This is a genomic window from Candidatus Roizmanbacteria bacterium (assembly GCA_016699265.1).
Classification (GTDB): Bacteria; Patescibacteriota; Microgenomatia; order UBA1406; family GWC2-37-13; genus CAZLQR01.
This window is the reverse complement of record CP064967.1, coordinates 410,073-430,091: the sequence shown is the minus strand read 5'-3', so window position 1 is coordinate 430,091 and position 20,019 is coordinate 410,073. Positions and strand designations below refer to the sequence as shown.

General features: G+C 40.4%; 15 protein-coding genes, 5 tRNA genes and 1 pseudogene. 12 read left to right on the top strand and 9 right to left on the bottom strand.

Features of this window, described 5'->3' with window-relative positions; all coding sequences use genetic code 11:
- Positions 1-100 precede the first annotated feature (100 nt).
- A complete protein-coding gene (locus IPH70_02490; protein QQR64355.1) occupies positions 101-817 on the bottom strand; it encodes a DedA family protein in 717 nt (238 codons plus the stop codon).
- Positions 818-971: 154 nt separating this feature from the next.
- On the opposite strand from IPH70_02490, the gene uvrB reads away from it, so the two are divergent.
- The 6 genes from uvrB to IPH70_02460 all read left to right on the top strand — a co-directional run bounded on the left by uvrB (position 972) and on the right by IPH70_02460 (position 10,809).
- Positions 972-3,011, top strand: coding sequence for an excinuclease ABC subunit UvrB (gene uvrB, locus IPH70_02485; protein ID QQR64354.1), 2,040 nt, complete (start codon positions 972-974; stop codon positions 3,009-3,011).
- A 137-nt stretch (positions 3,012-3,148) separates the two neighbouring features.
- The gene (gene uvrA / locus IPH70_02480; protein ID QQR64353.1) at positions 3,149-6,025 is read left to right on the top strand and encodes an excinuclease ABC subunit UvrA; all 2,877 of its coding nucleotides are present in this window, start codon (positions 3,149-3,151) and stop codon (positions 6,023-6,025) included.
- A gap of 3 nt (positions 6,026-6,028) precedes the next feature.
- Entirely contained in the window at positions 6,029-7,825 is a 1,797-nt protein-coding gene (locus tag IPH70_02475) for a transglutaminase family protein (protein ID QQR64352.1), read from the top strand.
- A complete protein-coding gene (locus tag IPH70_02470) occupies positions 7,818-9,149 on the top strand; it encodes a GIY-YIG nuclease family protein (GenBank protein QQR64351.1) in 1,332 nt (443 codons plus the stop codon). The genes IPH70_02475 and IPH70_02470 overlap by 8 nt, the downstream gene beginning before the upstream one ends.
- 61 nt (positions 9,150-9,210) lie before the next feature.
- Entirely contained in the window at positions 9,211-9,432 is a 222-nt protein-coding gene (secG, locus tag IPH70_02465; GenBank protein QQR64350.1) for a preprotein translocase subunit SecG, read from the top strand.
- Positions 9,433-9,441: 9 nt separating this feature from the next.
- Complete coding sequence (locus IPH70_02460) at positions 9,442-10,809, top strand: hypothetical protein (protein ID QQR64349.1); 1,368 nt, start codon at positions 9,442-9,444, stop codon at positions 10,807-10,809.
- Between the two features lie 72 nt (positions 10,810-10,881).
- On the opposite strand, the gene IPH70_02455 is transcribed toward IPH70_02460, so the two are convergent.
- Positions 10,882-10,963 (bottom strand) — tRNA-Leu (locus IPH70_02455).
- Between the two features lie 29 nt (positions 10,964-10,992).
- Positions 10,993-11,064, bottom strand: a tRNA-Arg gene (locus IPH70_02450).
- A 110-nt stretch (positions 11,065-11,174) separates the two neighbouring features.
- Between IPH70_02450 and IPH70_02445 the strand changes: the two genes are divergently transcribed.
- A complete protein-coding gene (locus IPH70_02445) occupies positions 11,175-11,615 on the top strand; it encodes a hypothetical protein (protein ID QQR64348.1) in 441 nt (146 codons plus the stop codon).
- Positions 11,616-11,760: 145 nt separating this feature from the next.
- On the opposite strand, the gene IPH70_02440 is transcribed toward IPH70_02445, so the two are convergent.
- From IPH70_02440 to ppsA, 6 genes and pseudogenes are all read right to left on the bottom strand, one after another.
- Positions 11,761-11,834: transfer RNA gene (locus tag IPH70_02440), tRNA-Thr, on the bottom strand.
- Positions 11,835-11,915: 81 nt separating this feature from the next.
- A tRNA-Leu gene (locus tag IPH70_02435) sits at positions 11,916-11,998 on the bottom strand.
- Positions 11,999-12,089: 91 nt separating this feature from the next.
- Positions 12,090-13,070: a Holliday junction branch migration DNA helicase RuvB gene (gene ruvB, locus IPH70_02430; protein QQR64347.1), complete on the bottom strand. Its 981-nt coding sequence runs from the start codon at positions 13,068-13,070 to the stop codon at positions 12,090-12,092.
- A 543-nt stretch (positions 13,071-13,613) separates the two neighbouring features.
- Positions 13,614-13,733, bottom strand: coding sequence for a hypothetical protein (locus IPH70_02425; protein ID QQR64346.1), 120 nt, complete (start codon positions 13,731-13,733; stop codon positions 13,614-13,616).
- A 93-nt stretch (positions 13,734-13,826) separates the two neighbouring features.
- Positions 13,827-15,098 carry a phosphopyruvate hydratase gene (eno, locus tag IPH70_02420; protein QQR64345.1) on the bottom strand — a complete coding sequence of 424 codons (1,272 nt, stop codon included), beginning with the start codon at positions 15,096-15,098 and terminating at the stop codon, positions 13,827-13,829.
- A 58-nt stretch (positions 15,099-15,156) separates the two neighbouring features.
- Positions 15,157-17,527 (bottom strand): annotated as a pseudogene (ppsA, locus tag IPH70_02415) (phosphoenolpyruvate synthase).
- Positions 17,528-17,596: 69 nt separating this feature from the next.
- Here ppsA and IPH70_02410 point away from each other — a divergent pair.
- The 5 genes from IPH70_02410 (at position 17,597) to IPH70_02390 (ending at position 19,864) form a co-directional block, all read left to right on the top strand.
- Positions 17,597-18,148 carry a hypothetical protein gene (locus IPH70_02410; protein ID QQR64344.1) on the top strand — a complete coding sequence of 184 codons (552 nt, stop codon included), beginning with the start codon at positions 17,597-17,599 and terminating at the stop codon, positions 18,146-18,148.
- 10 nt (positions 18,149-18,158) lie between these two features.
- The gene (locus tag IPH70_02405; protein ID QQR64343.1) at positions 18,159-18,578 is read left to right on the top strand and encodes a hypothetical protein; all 420 of its coding nucleotides are present in this window, start codon (positions 18,159-18,161) and stop codon (positions 18,576-18,578) included.
- Positions 18,566-18,715 carry an HAD hydrolase-like protein gene (locus tag IPH70_02400; protein QQR64342.1) on the top strand — a complete coding sequence of 50 codons (150 nt, stop codon included), beginning with the start codon at positions 18,566-18,568 and terminating at the stop codon, positions 18,713-18,715. The genes IPH70_02405 and IPH70_02400 overlap by 13 nt, the downstream gene beginning before the upstream one ends.
- Positions 18,716-18,878: 163 nt before the next feature.
- A complete protein-coding gene (locus tag IPH70_02395; GenBank protein QQR64341.1) occupies positions 18,879-19,580 on the top strand; it encodes a hypothetical protein in 702 nt (233 codons plus the stop codon).
- 208 nt (positions 19,581-19,788) lie between these two features.
- Positions 19,789-19,864, top strand: a tRNA-Ala gene (locus IPH70_02390).
- The last annotated feature ends 155 nt before the right edge of the window (positions 19,865-20,019 follow it).

Genomic DNA, 20,019 nt, shown 5'->3' with positions numbered 1-20,019 from the left:
GCTCTAATTTCTAATTAAACTAAATAAATCCCAAGTTCCAAATACTTTGCGCATTGAAGTTTGTTTAGAGCAATTAGTGCAATTAGGAATTAGAAATTACTCAGTCATTAAGATGCTCCTTCTTAAAGGTTTTCTCAACCTCTATGAATGTTGCCGACTTAGGCTTTTCTCGCCCAGAGGGAGATCCCCCTTTGGTGGCCATTTTATGTTTCACATACTCAAAAACTACCGGGAGTATAGAAACCAGAACGATCACAACCACCGCATATTCAAAATTATTTTTGATCAAAGGAATTCCACCAAAAAAATATCCTGCAAAGGTAAAGAAGGTTACCCATACAAATGCTCCCACTATGTTATATAGCACAAATGTTCCATAATGCATCTTTCCGATACCAGCAACAAACGGCGCAAAGGTACGAATGATTGGCAGAAATCGGGCTAAAATAATTGTTTTACCTCCGTACTTAGCATAGAAAGTTCTCGTTTTTTCAAGGTATTCAGGATTAAATAGCTTTGAGTTCTTCTTAGAAAATACTTTTGGACCGAAGTGATGACCGATCCAGTAGTTTGCGGTATCTCCAGCAAACGCAGCCACGAGTAAGACCACGTACGACACCCAGATGTTAAGGAATCCTCCACCACTTAGAGTACCTACGATGAATAGCAAGGAGTCTCCGGGAAGAAAAGGAGTAACAACCAATCCTGTCTCTGCAAATATAATTAAGAACAAAATTACGTATGTAAGTGGGCCGAAGGCGGAAATAATACTTTCGAGATAGGTATCAAGATGTAGTAAAAACTTTAAAGAATCCATATTAAATTATATCAAGGCCAAAGCTCAATTGCTGCATAGTTATGCCGCTTCAAGCTCTATGTTTCAAGTTCTATGTTTCAAGCCTTATTCGTGCTATACTTATAGGTTGCGACGTATGTAACAAAATAATAAATAAAAAAATAAAAATAACGTCATGTTTATACTTAAATCCAACTTTAAACCAACTGGAGACCAACCTCAGGCTATTGATCAATTAGTGAAAGGTCTTAAGCAGAATCGAAAAAATCAGGTACTTCTTGGGGTAACAGGATCGGGTAAAACATTCACCATAGCAAACGTAATCCAGAAGTTACAACTTCCAACATTGATTATTTCCCATAACAAAACACTCGCGGGACAGCTCTATCAGGAGATGAGAGATTTTTTCCCTGACAACGCAGTTTCTTACTTTGTCTCATACTACGACTATTACCAACCAGAGGCCTACATGCCTGCAACCGACACATATATCGAGAAAGAGGCGGAGGTGAACGAAATGATTGATAAATTGAGACTAAAGGCAACAACAAATATCATAACTAGAGATGATGTTATTGTTGTATCCTCGGTTTCCTGCATATACAACATTGGATCTGCTCAGGAATATCGAAACTTTACCATGCAGATATCGGTAGGAGCACCCGCTGACTGGCATACTCTAGCTAAAAGATTGATTGAGCTTATGTACTCTCGATCTGAGTTCGATTTTAAACGAGGCTCATTTAGAATTCGAGGGAACTACATGGATATCTACCCCGCCTACGAAGAAACAGGACTTAGGATTTCACAAAAAAATGGACTAATAGATTCGATAGAACTATTTGAGCCGTTATCCGGTGTGACCGTTGCTTCCGAAATAATTAAGTCAACAGTTATATATCCTGCGAAACATTATCTAGCTGACCCAGAAGTTGTTAAATCTGTAGAACCTCAGATCAGAGCAGACCTTAAGAAGGAGTATGAAGAGCTTAAGGCTAAAAATAAAATCGTTGAGGCGGAGCGGCTTCTTCGACGCGTGAGCTACGACCTTGAGATGATTAAGGAGGTAGGGTATGTGAACGGCATCGAGAACTACTCAAGGTACTTTGACAAACGAAAACCAGGAGAGAAACCGTACAGTCTTCTCGACTTCTTTAAGTTTAAGTACGGCGATAACTTTCTTGTAGTAATTGATGAATCCCACATGACCGTGTCTCAAATCCGCGGGATGTACAACGGAGACTATGCTCGAAAAAAGGTTCTCACTGATTTTGGATTTAGACTGAAGTCTGCCTTTGATAATCGTCCGCTCAAATTCGAAGAGTTCTATAATATTCCTTCAAAGTTTATTTACGTATCTGCAACTCCTGCAGAATGGGAGGTTGAACTGTCCAAACAGGAAGCAATGCAGAGGACCGATCCATACAATGGAGTAACCGAACAACTCGTACGACCAACCGGAATCACAGATCCAGAGATTGAGATCCGTCCAGCAAAAGATGAGATACCAGACTTAATTAAGGAGCTTGAGCGGCGTGCTGAAAAGAAACAAAAAACACTCGTAACGACACTGACCAAAAAAAATGCTGAGGAACTCGCCTCATATCTAAAGGATAAGAAAGTTAGAGCAGAATATCTTCATTCAGATATAATTACTCTTGAGCGCTCTACCATTCTTGAAAATCTGAGAAAAGGGGATTATGACGTGCTAATCGGTGTAAATCTTCTGAGAGAAGGGCTCGATCTTCCCGAGGTTTTTCTCGTAGCAATTTTGGACGCAGACAAAGAGGGTTTCTTACGTTCTCGAACATCACTTATACAAACAATGGGTAGAGCAGCAAGAAATACATCTGGATCGGTAATTTTATATGCAGATACAATTACCAACTCAATGAAACTTGCAATCGATGAAATAAATCGAAGAAGAATCTATCAAAAAGAATACAACATAAAGCATAACATTACGCCGGTAACTATTTATAAACCTATTAGAGAAAAGATTGTTGAAGCTACCGAGACTGACATCCTTAACGATAAGCGATTAATAGCATATGACGAATCTATTGTCGCAGAAATTGATCCAGATAGTTATACTGCGATAGATAAAAAGAAACTAATAAAAAAACTGGAACGTGAGATGAAGACTCAGGCAGAACAAATGAACTTTGAGCTAGCAATTGCAATCAGAGATAAAATTAAGCAAATCAAAAGTTAACAGTTTAAAGGTTTAGAAAGTTTAAAAAGTTTAGAATGTTTGTTTAAAAGTTATATCGGTTTATTAGTTAACCAATTAACCTCAGAACAAACTTTTCAACCTGAAACCTTACAACCCTAAAACCAGTCAATGAAAATATGTTAGACAAAATAATAGTAAAAGGAGCACGAGAGCATAACCTTAAAAATGTTAGCCTTGAATTTCCTAAAAATAAACTGGTCGTGTTCACAGGTGTTTCTGGCTCGGGAAAGTCATCCCTAGCCTTCGACACGATCTATGCAGAAGGTCAAAGAAGGTATGTTGAGTCTCTTTCTGCGTATGCGAGACAGTTTTTGGGAATCATGAGTAAACCTGATGTTGATTCAATAGACGGCCTATCACCTGCGATTTCCATTGATCAGAAAACAACCTCGCATAACCCTCGTTCCACAGTGGGAACCATAACCGAAATCTACGACTATCTCCGTTTACTTTTTGCTCGAGTTGGTCACCCTCACTGCCCAACCTGTGGGCGAGAGATCAGCAAATTATCTTTAGATGAAATAGTAAACAAAATGCTTCTTGAGTTGAGTAACGAACTTCAGAAGAATAAATTAAAACCACAAAACTTTATTATTTATTCTCCAGTTATCAGATCTAAGAAAGGAGAGTTTAAAGATCTCTTTGCAAATATTTTGAGTAAGGGATATAAAAACTTATTGCTTGATGGAAAGAAGTTTATGATAGGAGATGACCTAACCCTAATAAAAACAAACAAGCATGATATTTCCGTTGAAATCGATACATTGACACTTGCATATTCCCAGCTAAAATCTCCAGACTTTCTCAAGTCGATTAAAGTAAGAATAACATCTGCAACAGAGCAAAGTATGGCCCTATCAGGAGGTCTAGTAATTTTGCACGGTCATAATGAGCATCTTTTCTCCGAAAAATTTTCTTGCCCAAACTGCAATATCTCACTACCAGAACTCGAACCAAGAATGTTCTCTTTCAATTCCCCACACGGTGCCTGTGAACAGTGTAAAGGCATCGGGACAATTTATAAAGTTGATCCAGAATCTATACTTAATAAGAAGTTGACCATCGGAGAAGGTGGTATTCTTCCTTTCAATAGAATGTTCTTCCAAGATACTTGGTACATTCGTCTACTTAAAACGGCAGCTGACGAAGAAGGATTGGACATTAACAAGCCTTTAGAGCAGTTTACTAAACCCCAGATTCAAATTCTCCTTTACGGGACCGATAAGAAATACAGCGTAAAAGGAACAAACCGACAAGGAAAGCAGACAGAGATTCACGAAACCTTCGATGGTGTTATTGGAGAACTTGAGAGAAGATATTTTGGACCTGATAGCTCGCTCGAAAACTGGGATATGCAGCGATATATCCGTGAAGAGATCTGTCCGTCGTGTAAAGGAAAAAGATTGAAGAAAGAAATACTTGCGGTAACAATCGACTCAAAAAACATTGCAGATTTCGGTGAAGAATCTATATCGGAGTACGTGAAGTATATAAGTACAACTCTTAAAGACTCGTTTAGTAACTTCGAAACAAAAATTGCGTCCACAATTCTTAAGGAAATTGAGATTCGACTTACATTCTTGGTAAACGTTGGACTTGGTTATCTTACATTGTCTAGATCTGCCAAGACATTATCGGGAGGAGAGTTACAGAGAATAAGGTTAGCATCCCAAATTGGTACCGGCCTTACCGGAGTGCTTTATGTACTAGACGAGCCCTCAATCGGACTTCACCCTCGTGATGTTTCGGCACTAATCAGCACACTTCATTCACTAAAAGATCTTGGAAATACACTTGTCGTCGTTGAGCATGATCAGGAAACGATTGAGTCAGGTGACTATATTGTTGAGCTTGGTCCAAAAGCAGGAAAGCATGGTGGTAAGATTGTGTCGAAGGGTACGATCGATCATATTAAGGCAGATAAGAATAGTTTAACTGGAGCGTATATCTCTGGAAGAAGGAAGATTCAGTTAGACAGTCGTAAATTAGAGAGTACACGAGGACAACTTGTTCTTAAAGGAGCCAAGCAATTTAATCTTAAAAATGTAAACATAACTATTCCACTTGGGAATCTCATTGCAATCACAGGAGTATCCGGTTCTGGAAAGTCTACACTCATTGGCGAAACATTATACCCCGCTCTTAAATATCATATAGAAGGACACTTCAATGAATCGGTGGGGGAGTATGATCGATTGGAAGGATTTCAGTATCTTGATCGAGTCTACCTTGTAGACCAGTCACCCATTGGACGAACACCTCGCTCAAATCCCGCAACTTATGTTGGTTTTTTTGATGACATAAGAGACTTATTCGCCTCAACATCTGATGCAAAAATGCGAGGATTTAATAAAGGAAGATTCTCATTCAATTTAAAGGGTGGGAGATGTGAAAAGTGCCAAGGTGGTGGATCTATAAAGATTGAAATGCAGTTTTTACCAGATGTGTATATAACCTGTGATGTCTGTCAGGGACAACGATATAATGCAGAGACACTTGAGGTCAGGTTTAAAGATAAAACGATCTACGATATTTTAAAAATGACTGTGGAAGAAGCTACTGATTTTTTTAAGGCACATTTCCAAATACATCAAAAGTTATCATTTTTAAACAAAGTAGGACTCGGTTACATTGAGCTTGGGCAACCTGCTCCAACCCTATCAGGAGGGGAGGCGCAGAGAATTAAACTATCCAATGAACTATCACGAAGAGACTCCGGAAGAACAATCTATATTCTCGATGAACCAACTACAGGACTACATTTCTATGATGTCGAACAACTACTCTCAAGTCTTGAAGAGCTTGTCGCAAAAGGAAATACAGTTGTTGTAATCGAGCACAATATGGATGTTATAAAAAATTGTCAGTACATTATCGACCTTGGTCCAGAGGGTGGAAATGGTGGTGGTCAAGTGATTTATCAGGGGGAGCTTGAAGGATTAAAGTCGGTAAAGGAATCTTACACCAGCGCATACCTTAAGAAAGCTTTATAAGTCATGTTTAAGAAACTATTTTTTGTATTTGCTGCAGTTCTTCTCAGTTTTCCTGTTCACGCCCAGAGTCCAAAGAACATGTACAAGGCAGAGTATTTTTTATCCTCACCAAATACATCAACTCAGGCAGACGTAAGATACAGTATTCAACTTCAGAATCCTACCGGTAAACAATCTTCGGAGCAGTTTCTTATTTCTTTACCTTCAGGATTTCGTGCTACCGATATTGAGGGGATGGTAAATGACCATCTCGTCTCGATACAAACCGCACTCGAGCAAAATCAGTTGAACATTATTGTTCCGTTAATCACCACCGAAGACCTAAAGGATATACTCAACATCTCTCTTCATTTCAAACAAGAAAACGTGCTTACGAAACAAGGAAACGTTTACGAGCTACTTATCCCGACCCTCTTACCATCCTCCACCGCTAATTCTTCCGTAACTGTTAATCTTCCGAACGAATTACAGAACTTGGTTCTTTTAAGTAAACCAATGTTCTCGTCCAGAACTCGGGAAACCCTTTCCTGGAATCAGGTGAATGGAAAAACCATACAAGTATTTTTTGGAAAAAATCAACAATATGACCTAGGTCTAACCTACCAAATTGAAAACACTTCACCTATACCGGGTTACGTAACCTTAACATTCCCACCAGACACCATAGATCAACAGGTTGTTCTCGACTCAATATCCGAGAAACCAAACGACGTAACGATCGACTCAGATGGAAATGTTCTTGGTCACTACTTACTTCGCCCCTCAGAAAAGAAAGAAGTAAAGTATAAAGCAAAGGTTATCTTAGGTACGGTTCCTCGAGAGGACATCCTTAACTATCAGAGAAACCTGTTTAGATCCCAGAAGCACTACTTGCTCAAGCCTTTTCTTACAAAAATGCAGAATCCACCACGGTTTTCATCAATAAAATCCGTATACTCATATGTACTCGCCACCTTATCCTACGACTACTCTCAGTTAAGCAACGACTCTCCTCGGTACAACCATAAAACTTTTTCTGAAATTATTCGGTCTCCATCAAACTCGGTCTGTCTTGACTATAGCTCACTTATCGTCTCTCTTGCACGACAAAATGCTCTCTATGCTCGAGAGGTTGTGGGATATGGTTTCTCCCCGAACGAACAGATTAGACCTCAGTCAGGGGATATGCTTCACTCATGGGCTGAGTACTACGACACTACTCAGAATCGATGGTATGCGGTGGATCCTACCTGGGAAGACACCTCAAAGGTAGATTATTTTTCTGCTCTGGATCTAAACCACATAGCCTTAGTAATCAGAGGAGCATCGAGCTCCGAACCATACCCAGCCGGATTTTATAGATTTAGCTCTTCTAACCAGTCCAAACTTGTTTCTGTATCATATGCCGAGACTGTTCCAAACATTAAGAGTAGTCTCGTTATTAAACGTATGGGTGGTAAAAATTCCGTAACCGCAGGGGACGGAAATACCTTTACCTACTCTGTATTAAACACCGGAAACGTTACCTTGTACGCAGTACCGCTTTCTGCCACGGGGGAGGGTCTACGGCTTAACCTCTCCCAAAAGACCATCGAGGCCATTGCTCCCTTACAGAGCGTCGATATTCAGATTAAGTTGCAGACAGATCGCTTCACGAAAAAAACAAATACTCAAGTAGTTTTCCATGTTGGCGATAATATATCAGAACAAGACATTAAGATCTTGCCGACGGGCTATAATATAGCCTTCGTATCTTCATTTGGAGTACTGTTAATCTTAATATTGACTTTATTAGTTCTTAGACAACTAAAACATGGATAACTCAAACTGGAAAATCCCAAATACAAAAATCGACATCGTAAAGCTCAAAGGTTTTGCAGGAGTGTATAGTTACAACCTTAAAGGCAAGCCACTCTACATTGGTAAATCTAACCTGGTAAAGGCTCGACTACTGAGCCATCTTGAAAACTCTTTAGTAGATAGAAAAGAAGCGCTATACGTTAATACCGCAGATGAGATTGAACTGTTCCAAACAGATTCAGAACTCAATGCATTGTTATACGAATCTAAACTCATTCAAATTCATCGGCCAAAATATAACGTACGGTGGATGGATGATAAGAGTTATCTTTATATTAAGATAACGATAAAAGAGGAGTATCCAAAGATATTTGCAGTCAGGCAAGAACGCGATAGAAAAGCATTATATTTTGGACCCTTCGCTTCTCAAGATGTGGTCGATACAATCTTGAGCTCTCTGAGAAAGGTCTTCCCTTTCTGTACTCAGAAGAAAATCTCGAAACATGCATGCTTCCATTCGAAAATTGGACTTTGTAATCCATGCCCAAACATAATCAAATCGACTGAAGAAAAACGAAGGTACCGTAAGAACATACGAAATGTAGTTAAAGTACTCTCAGGTAACTCGGACGTTCTTGAGAATCAAATCTCTAAATTAATAAAAGAAGAAACTAAGACTCAAAACTATGAGCTGGCCATGAAGCACCGAAACGTTCTTAATCATCTCAAGCATATCTATTCCCACAGACTATTTGAAACCCATGAAAATCACTCCTTTAATCGTTCTGAAATAATGATATCAGGATTGAAAGATATTCTTTCTCAGTACTTTCCTAAACTAATCAGCTTGGAGCGAATAGAATGCTATGATGTCAGTAATTTAAGTCAACAAAACTCAACAGCATCTATGGTGGTATTTACCGACGGACAGATGAACAAATCTGAGTATAGAAAATTTAAGATTGGAAAATCAAATCCTAAGGGAGATTTTGAAATGCTAAAGGAGGCGGTTGAACGTCGTCTCAAAAATAAGTGGCCACTACCCAATCTTATGGTTATCGACGGCGGCAAACCACAGATCAGAACAATGCTCAGGTTACAGGCTCTAAGCTCAACGCTTAAAGAGATCCCAATCATCGGTATTGCAAAGAATCCAGATCGTCTCATAATCGGAATAAAGGATCTTCCAACGGTGCGTCTCAAACTTAATAATCTAGCGCTAAATTTACTTCAACAGATGCGAGACGAGGCTCATAGATTTGCAAAAAAATACCACACGGTCTTAAGGAATAAAGCTTTTATTACTCCCGAGTCTTCAAATAGACCGGACGATCAAGTTAATTAAAACGATTACGCGTTACACACGCTAAACCCGTAATATATGGTTAATTTGATATAATAACAATATGAGAAACGTACTCCTTCTTATTAACATAGTTCTATCAATAACTATTACAGTACTTATTCTTGTCCAAGGTCGTGGCGGAGGACTTGGAGGTGCTTGGGGTGGTGGTGGTGAGACATTTCATACTCGAAGAGGAATAGACAAAATAACTCTTCGTCTTACGATAATACTAATCGTTGTGTTATTTTTAGTCTCAGCAATCAATCTATTCTTACGAACTTAACAATCTAGAATGACCCAGCAAGGAAACACCTTCCGATACTATTACTGGTTAATACGTGAGTTTGGAAAAAAACATAACAAGATGATTTTCTTGAGTTTTTTTTTAAGCTTATTGTTCATTTTGAGCTTGCTCTCTTTTTCATCCCAGCTTGACGCATTATTTCTCACCGATACAAGGGTCGTTGGAATGGTTGGATCTTACGAACCACTCTCATTACCTTCTGAGATTCTGAACAATATTTCTTATGGTCTTGTTTATATAGATAACCAGGGAGTTGTGAAGCCTGCAGTCGCACAGCGATGGGAAGGAAGTGCAGATGGCAAAAAATTCAATATATATCTTAAAAAAAATCTAATTTGGGATGATAATAAATCTTTAACTGCAGAAGATCTTGAGTTTAATTTTCAGGATGTTGAGGTTAAAAAAATTGACGATTTTCAAATTGAATTTAATCTTAAGAGGCCATTGACTATTTTCCCCACATATTTAACAAAGCCTTTAATCCGCTATCCTCTGCATGGCGTAGTAGGAAACTATAAAGTTAAAAAAATGAAGCTAGGACAGGAAAATAATGTAATTGAATTAGTTTTAACACCAAATAAAAAAGATCTAAAACCTCTAACCTATAGATTCTACGACAGCGAAACAAAGATGATCAATGCCTACAAACTCGGAAATATTACTGAGATGAAGATCTATCGAAAAAGCGTTGCCGACGGCTTTAAGAGCTGGAAAAATACGAAAGTGGAACGCGAGATTGACTACTCTACCGTACTGACCTTATTCTTTAATGAATCAAGACAGTCACTTGCCGATAAAGACTTTCGAAAAAGCATCTCATTAGCGATTCCCAGACCAACACTTTCTGCATTCGGCGAACTTGCAGAAGGACCAATATCACCCACGTCTTGGGCATACAACACGCAGTTAAAGAAAAGTTTGTACGATCCGGTAGAAGCAAGAAAGCAACTCAAGCCTGCAACTGCATCGGTATCGGCTGAACTTACGATCCGATCATACTTTGACTATGAAGATCAAGCTAATATTATCGAGAATGCACTGAAAGATGCAGGTTTGAACGCGAGCATAGTCTATGGAACACCGGATAATCAGAATGATTTCGATATGTTTTTGGCATTTTGGAAAATCCCAACAGACCCCGATCAGTATTTTTTTTGGCACTCAACCCAAGCTGGCAGAGGCAACATAGTAAATATTAAAAATGTTCGAATTGATAAATTACTTGAGGATGGAAGAAAATATATTGAGCCTGCAAACCGTAAGAAGGAATATCTCGACTTTCAAAAAATACTAGTCGATGAGCTACCAGCAGCATTTTTATACTATCCTTACAGCTACACAGTAACAAGAAAGTAGAGTAGTGTCGGGAAGAGGACTTGAACCTCCACGCCCTTTCGGGCACCCCGATGACAATCGGGACGCATCGGGTGGGCAAGAGAGGACTTGAACCTCCACGCCTTTCGGCACAGCCTCCTCAAGACTGCGTGTATACCAGTTTCACCACTTGCCCAATTTATCAATTATAACATTCAAGAAGAGTGACCCCACCGCGAATCGAACGCGGATCTAATCCTTAGAAGGGACTTATTCTATCCGTTGAACTACAGGGTCTATATTCAAAAAAAACCTTTGTCCTTCCTGACAACAGGTAGGAATACAAGATATAAAGAATTATACCAAATTTAAATATTTATATTATATATCCTGTAGTATAATTAGTTATGTCGGGAAACATTGAGAGCCGCAGTAGATTAACAAATCAACCAGAATCTGGTAAAAAATTGGGAAGATCACTTCTTCAATTTACTACCAATCCATTTACTATATTTGTCCTAACTCATGCCATAGAAGGTTCTCACAGATTACCAGTTTTTTCTGGTGGCGTTTTATCAATTCCTTATGGCGCCTCAGCATCTCTAAAAGCTATTGATCCAAATTTCTGTGCTACTCCTATACTCATTGAGTATATGAGGAAACAGCCCGATATCGATTCTTTGATTTCCGTACGAATCGGCGGTACTATAACTCTCAATAAGGATATAAGGCACCCTGAGGGTGTATTAAGGATGGAGGGAGGAGGCGTTTGCAGTTTAAGTCCTTACGAAGATAGTATTATTCGAGTCGAAGGTCTTGTTATCGCTAATAGGACGAACACTTTCTAAGTCTGGAGCCCTTCTGCAGAACCCCGACTGAGGTCGGGACTGTTTACAAAACAGCTTTATCTTTAGATATAAGCTGGAGCCCTTCTGCAGAACCCCGACTGAGGTCGGGACTGTTTACAAAACAGCTTTATCTTTAGATATAAGCTGGAGCCCTTCTGCAGAATCGAACTGCAGTCGACTGTTTACAAAACAGCTGCTCTGCCATTGAGCTAGAAGGGCTGGGACAGTTATCAGTGGTCAGTGATTAGTTGTCAGATCATAATGACTGAAAACTGAAAACCGAAATCTGATTACTGGATGTGCCGCGAGAGCGAGTCGAACGCTCACGACCTTGCGGTCACAGGATTTTAAGTCCTGCGTGTCTGCCATTCCACCACCGCGGCTACAAAATCACGAATCGCAAATCGTGTAACGTGTATCTCAAGGCATGATAATTCTTGCGATAAACGATGCGCGCTACACGCTCTACGATTATTATACCAGCTGTGGTTGATCGGGATCACCCTTTACACCGAGGTGTAGCAAGGCTTTTGGAGTAAGCTGTCGTCCTCTTGAGGTTCTTTTCAAAAAGCCAATCTGTAAGAGATATGGTTCAATGAAGTCCTCAATCGTCTGAATATCTTCCGACATGGCAGAAGCGATCGTATTTACACCAATTGGCACATTCTGAAACTTAACTCCTATAGTCTTTAGGTATTTTCTATCAACATCGGTAAGTCCAAAGTTATCAAGCTCCAACAAAGAAAACAATTCGGTCAATACTGTCTCTGAAATCTCAGCATGCTTATTCACAACTAACATGTCATGAGCGCGCTTAATAATTCTGTTTGCGAGTCGGGGAGTACGGCGAGACCTTTTTGCTATTTCCTTTGCCACATTTTTTGCAATCTTCATATTAAGGAGGTTGGCCGATCTATCTACAATCTTCTCCATTTCTGAATCTGTGTAGTAGTCTAGTCTCATCAGAAGTCCAAACCTGTCACGAAGTGGCGCAGATAATAAAGCGAGTCGAGTCGTGGCACCTACTATCGTAATCCGTGGAATCGGTAGTCGAACGGTACGGGCAGAAGGACCTTTGCCGATAATTATGTCTAGAAAGTAGTCCTCCATAACGGGGTAGAGCATCTCTTCAACCGTTTTAGGTAGTCGATGAATTTCATCAATAAATAAGATGTCATTGTCCTTAAGATTGGTAAGTATCGCTGCAAGATCTCCAGACTTTTGCATTGCGGCACCCGATGTGACCTTCATCTCTCCATCGAGTTCATGAGCTATGATGTTTGCTAACGTAGTTTTTCCAATTCCTGGAGGTCCATAGAGCAGAATGTGCTCTGTTGGCAAACCCTTTTTCTTAACCGCTTCTATAAATACTTTTAGAGTTCGTACCGCCGCACTCTGCCCGATATACTCAGTAATCTTTAAAGGTCTAAGCGTTGTAATCTCATTTCCTGACATGCTTCCAATTATACTCCAAAGCCAAATAAATCCCCATTCTTCGAATTTCTTTCATATTTGGATACGTGGTAATCTGGAAAAGAATTTATGAGCGTGAGCAGTTAAAAGTTATTTTTGTAGCAGTGTTTTTGAGGGCTTCTTTTATTTTTTCTTCAATCGATAATCCTTTTGAAATTTTACTGAGAGCTTGTTTTTTGCTTCTTGAGATTTGTAACCAAGAGCCATAAGTGCATAACTACCGTTTTGTCTTCATCGCTTAGATTCATTTTTGCATATCGAACTCGACTTCAGTTTCTGGAAAGTTCAAGAATAATTTTCTTTGAGTCTTTCCGAGTCCTGGAATTTTTGAAAATAGCAACGTCATTCGTCTGAACTGCCGAGATCAGTTCATCGCTACCAGTATAAGTGACCTGAAATGCAGTTTTTGGTCCAACTCGAAACTGAAAGTAGAAGCTTAAATAACTCTTTATCTTTTTATCCTAAGCCAAACAGAATGTGAGCGTCGTCACGGACCTAAGATGTGTCTCAATCTTACTGCGGTGTTTAGACGGATGAGCATAAAGCTGGTGGAAGAAAAACTTCGTACGAAAGCCCTGATGAAGTTTCAACAAGACCAATGTTCCCATTGATCTCAACTAGTTTGCCTTTTATTCTACCTATCATGATTCGTATATCGTATTTGGTATAACGTATCTAGTATAGAGCAAAATATAGCACAGAATACGAAATACGCGATACGATATACGGAATACGAAGTTACTTAGAGAGTTTTTCTCGTTCAATCTGCCAGAGACGATTGTACTTTGCGACGCGCTCACCTCGTGAAGGTGCTCCAAACTTAACGAAGTCTGCCTGAACTCCAACAGCAAAGTCTGCAATAAAGTCATCATTTGTTTCTCCCGATCTATGGGATACCAGCACGGCAAGATCATTTGCCTTAGCTATCTGAACAACCTCCATGATTTCTGAGATAGTTCCAATTTGATTTGGTTTCACGAGCACCATGCTACATGCTTTATCCTTAATAGCTCTGAGAAGTCTTTCTTTATTAGTTGCAAGAAGATCGTCCCCAATAAGATAAATGTCACGGGCCATAGTTTTTAATAGTTTTGACCAACCTTCAAAGTCATCTTGATTTAGAGGATCCTCAAGACATAATAAAGAATAGTTTTTTGTGAGGCTGACAATAAACTCAAGGTACTCATCTTTTGTTAAAGGATGGGGCTTATCCTTTACATAATATCTATCATCCTTGAAAAAATGTGAAGAAGCCACATCGAGTCCAAGAAATATATCGAGTCCCATCTTAAGATTTTTTTGAAGTACTGTTTCATTAATTACCTCAATTGCGTCTATGTTCGTTGTGAAGTTTGGTGCAAATCCTCCCTCTTCTCCAACCGAGACATTTGCATTTCTATAAAGCAAGACTCTTTTAAGTTCGTGAAAAATCTCGACTCCGATCTGATAAGCCTTGGTGTAGGGGAGTGATGATGAAGGAATTACCTGGAACTCTTGGAACTCGAGATTATTATTCGCATGTTTTCCACCGTTAATAATATTAAAGATTGGTGTAGGTATTTTCTGTAACGGCATCTCTGACTTAAACCTATTTTTATACTCTCTATTAACAAAACTGTATGTAGACATTCCTTCTTCCTGAGCGGCGGACTTAATAAAAAGCTGAGACATAGCAAGAGTGGTATTGCCACCTAGCTTGCTCTTATTCTTAGTTCCATCTGCCTTAATCATCCATTCGTCAATTTCTCTGAATTTACTGGGAGAAACTCCAACTAATTTAGGTGCAAGTACATCATTGATGATACTTACGGACTTTGTAACTCCCATTCCATCAAATCTCTTGTCATCTTTATCACGTAGTTCTAGAGCTTCATACTTCCCGACAGAAGTTCCAGATGGTACGCTTGTCCTAATAGTACGCCCGTTACTCATTAATGCAGCTGCTTCAACAGTAGGATAACCTCTTGAGTCAATTATTTCGTAGGCGGTAATTTGTTTAATAGTTAACATGGCTGGATGGCTGCATAGCTTTAAGCATGTCAACCATTTAGCTTTGTAGCTATTTTCGCTAGTTTTTAAAATGTGCTCGCTCAATGTCATAGATCAATCTTCTTGTTCGCTCAATCGCATCTGGATTTACCGATACGCTCGTAATCCCTATGACCAATTTCTCTACTAGCTCTGAGTAGTCGGACGCTGCCTGACCACAGATTGAACAACTTACTTTATATTTTACGCAGGTCTTTACGATATGTTCAAGTACTCGACAACGGCGTCCGATCTTTCGTCATAAACCGAAGCTACATGTTCATTGTCCGGTCAACCCAAGAAGCATCATTGTTAAATCATTCGTTCCAATCGAGACACCATCGACCCCAATCTTCAGAAAGTTCTCAAGTTCGAGTGCAGCCGCTGGAACCTCAACCATAATGAGCAATCTAAATCCAGGAAGATTGAAAAGGCCAGCTTTGTGATCATTGCTTTGATCTGAATAAGTTCCCATGGTCTTCTGATGAACGGTATCATCAAATGAAGATTACTGTACCCCATTTTCCAGATATTTGCGATTGCCTCGAGCTCCAACATAAACTCTTCCGGATCTGCAATGTAACGTGAAGCACTCGGAAACCAAGCATTGGGTTTTCTTCCTGTTTTCGAACTCCGCACCATTTGAGGTTTTTATATTCGTTTGTCTTAAAATCAGTTGCTCGATAGATAACTGGTCGGGGATTAAATGGTTTTACGAACTTAATGAGATCGTTTGTTAATTTCGAACAAACTCATGTTGTCTCCCAGTGATTAGATACTTTGGATGTGTTCCAATACCCGCTATCATAAACTCAGCACGCAAAGGCGATTCCATCGATATGACGTTTGGCGAGTTTTTCCGCTTGCTCTGGTTCAGCCAAGTTAATATATACCTTAGTTAAAGTTTTCAGATTTCGGTCTTCGGCGATAAGTTTTGCCTGCTCTTTCGCTGAAGCTTTAGCGGAGGTGGAACCACTGATCGCACCTTTGAAAACCTCACCGGTACTTCCATTAACAGTAACTATCTCCCCGTTTTTTAGTTTCGTTGTGGCAGACTCTGCTCCAACAACCGCAGGTATTCCAAGCTCTCGTGAAACTATTGCCGCATGCGACGTTCTTCCTCCCTTTTCCGTTACAATTGCAGCGGCTTTCTTCATTGCAGGAACGTAGTCTGGATTTGTCTGTGGCGCAACCAGAATATCTCCCTTGGATATTTTATCTATTTCACTGGGTGAGTGAATAATCCTGACCGGCCCCGTTACCATTCCTGGTGAAGCTGGTGCTCCAACAACAATTGGCATCACCAATTTAGCTTGCGTTGAAACAATATCTGAGTTTTTGTTTTTATCTTCGTTTCCTTTATTCTTGATACTAGATTCTTCATTCTTAATTGTAGTAATCGGTCGTGACTGAACTATAGAAGTCTTATCTCCTTCAATTGCCCACTCAATATCTTGAGGGAAAAAGTAATGGTCCTCAATTTGTTTGACCAATAGCGCTACAGTTACGATTTCCTGATCAGAAAGTTTAAGTTTAGAGCCCTGTGATTTGCTAAGCTTGACCTCTCTATTACCATGCCCCGCCCTAACGTATTTGAGATTTTGATACTTTACCTCTTTTTTGGTTATGACAAAGGATCTCTTATCTATTTCGTAATGATCAGGAGTCACCTTGCCTTGCACAATGTACTCACCGAGTCCTACTATTGCCTCGACTACAATCTTCGATTTATCATTGGTAACCGGATCGATACTAAAAGCGATACCGGATTTATCAGACTGGACCATACGCTGAACTACCGCAGCAAGTCCAACCTTAAAATGATCAAATCCTTGGTGATGTCGATAATAGATAGCTCTCTCAGTAAAAAGAGATGCCCAACACTCCTGAACCTTCTTAAGTAGCTCTGTTTCACCGAAAACGTTTAGATATGTCTCTTGCTGTCCTGCAAAAGACGCCCCTGGAAGGTCTTCTGCTGTGGCCGATGATCTCACAGCGACAGCGACTGGCCGATAGGCATGTTTTAAAGCCTTGGTAAATTTTGAGGCAACTGAAGACGAGTTAGTATAGTACTCCTCTTCCTTTAAAGTAAGATTTTTGTAGTATTCGACAACCTGTTTCGATATTGAGCTAGGAACATCTGCGTCAAGAATCATTTTTTGAATCTCCTTCGATACCTGCTGAAGCTCGTGAGGATTGTCTGTATTTACTGAGTCAAGAAATTTCTTTATCTTAGGCGCAAGAGCATTGTGTTCAATAAACTCGAAGTAGGCATGAGAGGTAAGCACAAATCCGTATGGTATGGGAAGACGCGCATTCGTCATCTCACCTAGATTGGCACCCTTTCCCCCAACAAGCCCAACATCCTCTTTTCCAACCTCCTCAAACCAAACGATGTTCTTTTTCACCATACATTTAATATACATATAAACGACTGTAGAAAGCAAATATCTTTCTTAGATCTGTTAGAATACTCACTTATGAATCTTGAAAGAGTTCGGAGCCATCCTGCGCGATACCTGGTACCGTGGAGTATGACTGTAGCGAGACCGGTACTAGGTTGGAAGGCCATGAAAGCGGCGCAGTCAGGAAATTGGGCACAAGTTCAAAAGCATATTGTTCCTGCGCTCGCAAGCGACCTTGAGGGCAATCCAGCAAGATTTTTACGAGCTGTGTCCGTTGCTGGTGCAGTAGCCGATCCTGTCGCAGACGCTATGCTTCGTGCCGAGAGCGTTGTAGCATTCGCTCCTCATATGAGTAAGATTGCCACGGTGTCAGTAGTTGCTGGAGAGTTCATTAACTTTGGTATTAATGCCAAGATTCAGAAGGGTCTAGAAAAACCGCGGATACCAAAAGGAGCGAAAATAGGAGCAGTTGTTCAGGCTGCAGGTGCCGGCCTTTTTACTGAAGGAATGAAGCAAAGCAATGAGAAGAAAAAGAAATCTGGTGAGTCGATTATTGTCGCGGGAACACTATTACGAGTGAGCAGCTACGTTAATCTCTATCGCCGAACTCGGAAAGAAACTTCCTAACAATATATCTATGGTACCACTCGAATTACCTCGAAGCTCTTTTCCTGAGATGAGAGATCGACTTAACCCAAAAGAAGCCTTTTTGAAAATCTGCACGCCTGACTTTGCGGGAACAAATATTATGGGAATTACCGCGGACTTCATAATGCAAAATAATATTCATGCAGTTTTTCTTGATGCCGAAGGTACCTTTATAAAAACATGGGGAACGCTCCCACATCCACAGCTTGCAGAGCACATGCGTTCATTAAAGGAACGGCTTGATGCGGAAGGTTACGATTTCAAAACAGCGATTGTAACGAATCGAAAATGGGAAACCTCGCTACCTTCACTGCGGCGCAGTACTGGATACGAGATCTCAACGCTGATCTGCTCCTTTCTCCGCTTTTCCCTGAATGGAGAAAGCCGAAACCATTCATGGTTGAGTTGACGGCGCAGCAACGGAATGCCCGTAGAGCAAGGTGCTGTATGGTCGGGGATAAACTTACCGGTGATATTGCGGCGGGAAACAGAGCCGGTGCGAAAACGTATTACGTCGAAGAGATGGTAGGGAGGTCGATCTTCTAGGTGATCAAATATTCCGTAGACCACTGGAGCGAGAAATGTACAAGCAAATGGCAGATCGAGTGAAGCATGTTGATGCTCCTTCCTTAGCTCCTATATGGATATACCATCTCTGATTCAGCTCCCTACCGAAAGTGTCTCATGATATCGACTGGTGGAATCCCCAGTGGAAGAAACCGAACTTGGAAAGAAGCTCCTCGAACTTCCGAATAAGGTATATGGATATGGCATACCCTTTGATGATAGTAGTCAAAAAACATGGGGAAGCAGAACTCTCTACGTGCATGGTGGTGAAATTGCCGACATTGTAACCGATATGAGGGTTCCCTTAACCTTTACCGCTTTGCTTCTAAGACATCTCGGATATAAAAAATCTGCGAACACGGTACAGATTGTTGCTGAGGCATCTGATTTTATCGATGGTCAACTCGCCAGACGAAGTAAACGTGGCCCAACCCAAAAGGGCGCGGATGCGGACAGAGGTAAAGACAAACAAGCGGCAGCACTTCGCAGAGGGAGTTTGTTTGTTGCGGGAAAATTACCCGCACAGGATCTCGCAGCAAGAGTGGGAGCTGATTTTGCCATGACAAAAATTGCACACAAACTGAGAAATGAACGCGGTATTCAAGACGTGAGTGCTGTCTGGCCAGGTAAATTAGCAACTGCTGGTGAGTCTGCAGCAGACACCTTAGCAGAACGAATTGCCGATTCGCACCCCCACATCTCTGAATTGGTAAGCACTATAGCTACAATAGCAAAGATCGGAAGAATTCCCTCAAATACGCATCTATGGAACCAAAGACATCGATTGAGAGAAGTAGAGCGGCCGATTTTGCTACAGGTCGCGATCGACCTTCTCAGAGGATAAGTGCGATATATCGTTTGACTTATCGCCCTAGCTTTGTGTAAAATACCTTTACACATGGTTTTTGACCTTAACTGAGGCATTGGTTAGCAACTACAATTTCTGCTATCCTATCCGCCTTCTTTAACTAACCACAACATAGAATATAGAACTTGAAACATAGAGCTTTTTTTATGCTCTACGTTACGCGTTTTACGGTCTATTGGGGATTGGGCCTGAAGTTTACCTGGCTGAACGCTTCATTTGCAATGAAGAGGTAGGCGGTTCGACTCCGCCCAGGTCCACCAAGTCAAACTTGGCTTTGCCGAGGTTGACGCAGGTAGTCGAGTTTGACTCGACACCAAAGAATATATTTATTTTAAGTGCAAAACGTCTGACGTTTTGTTTTCAGAAATAAAGATATTCACGAAAGTGTTGCACATTAACAATTTGGGTCTTTTTA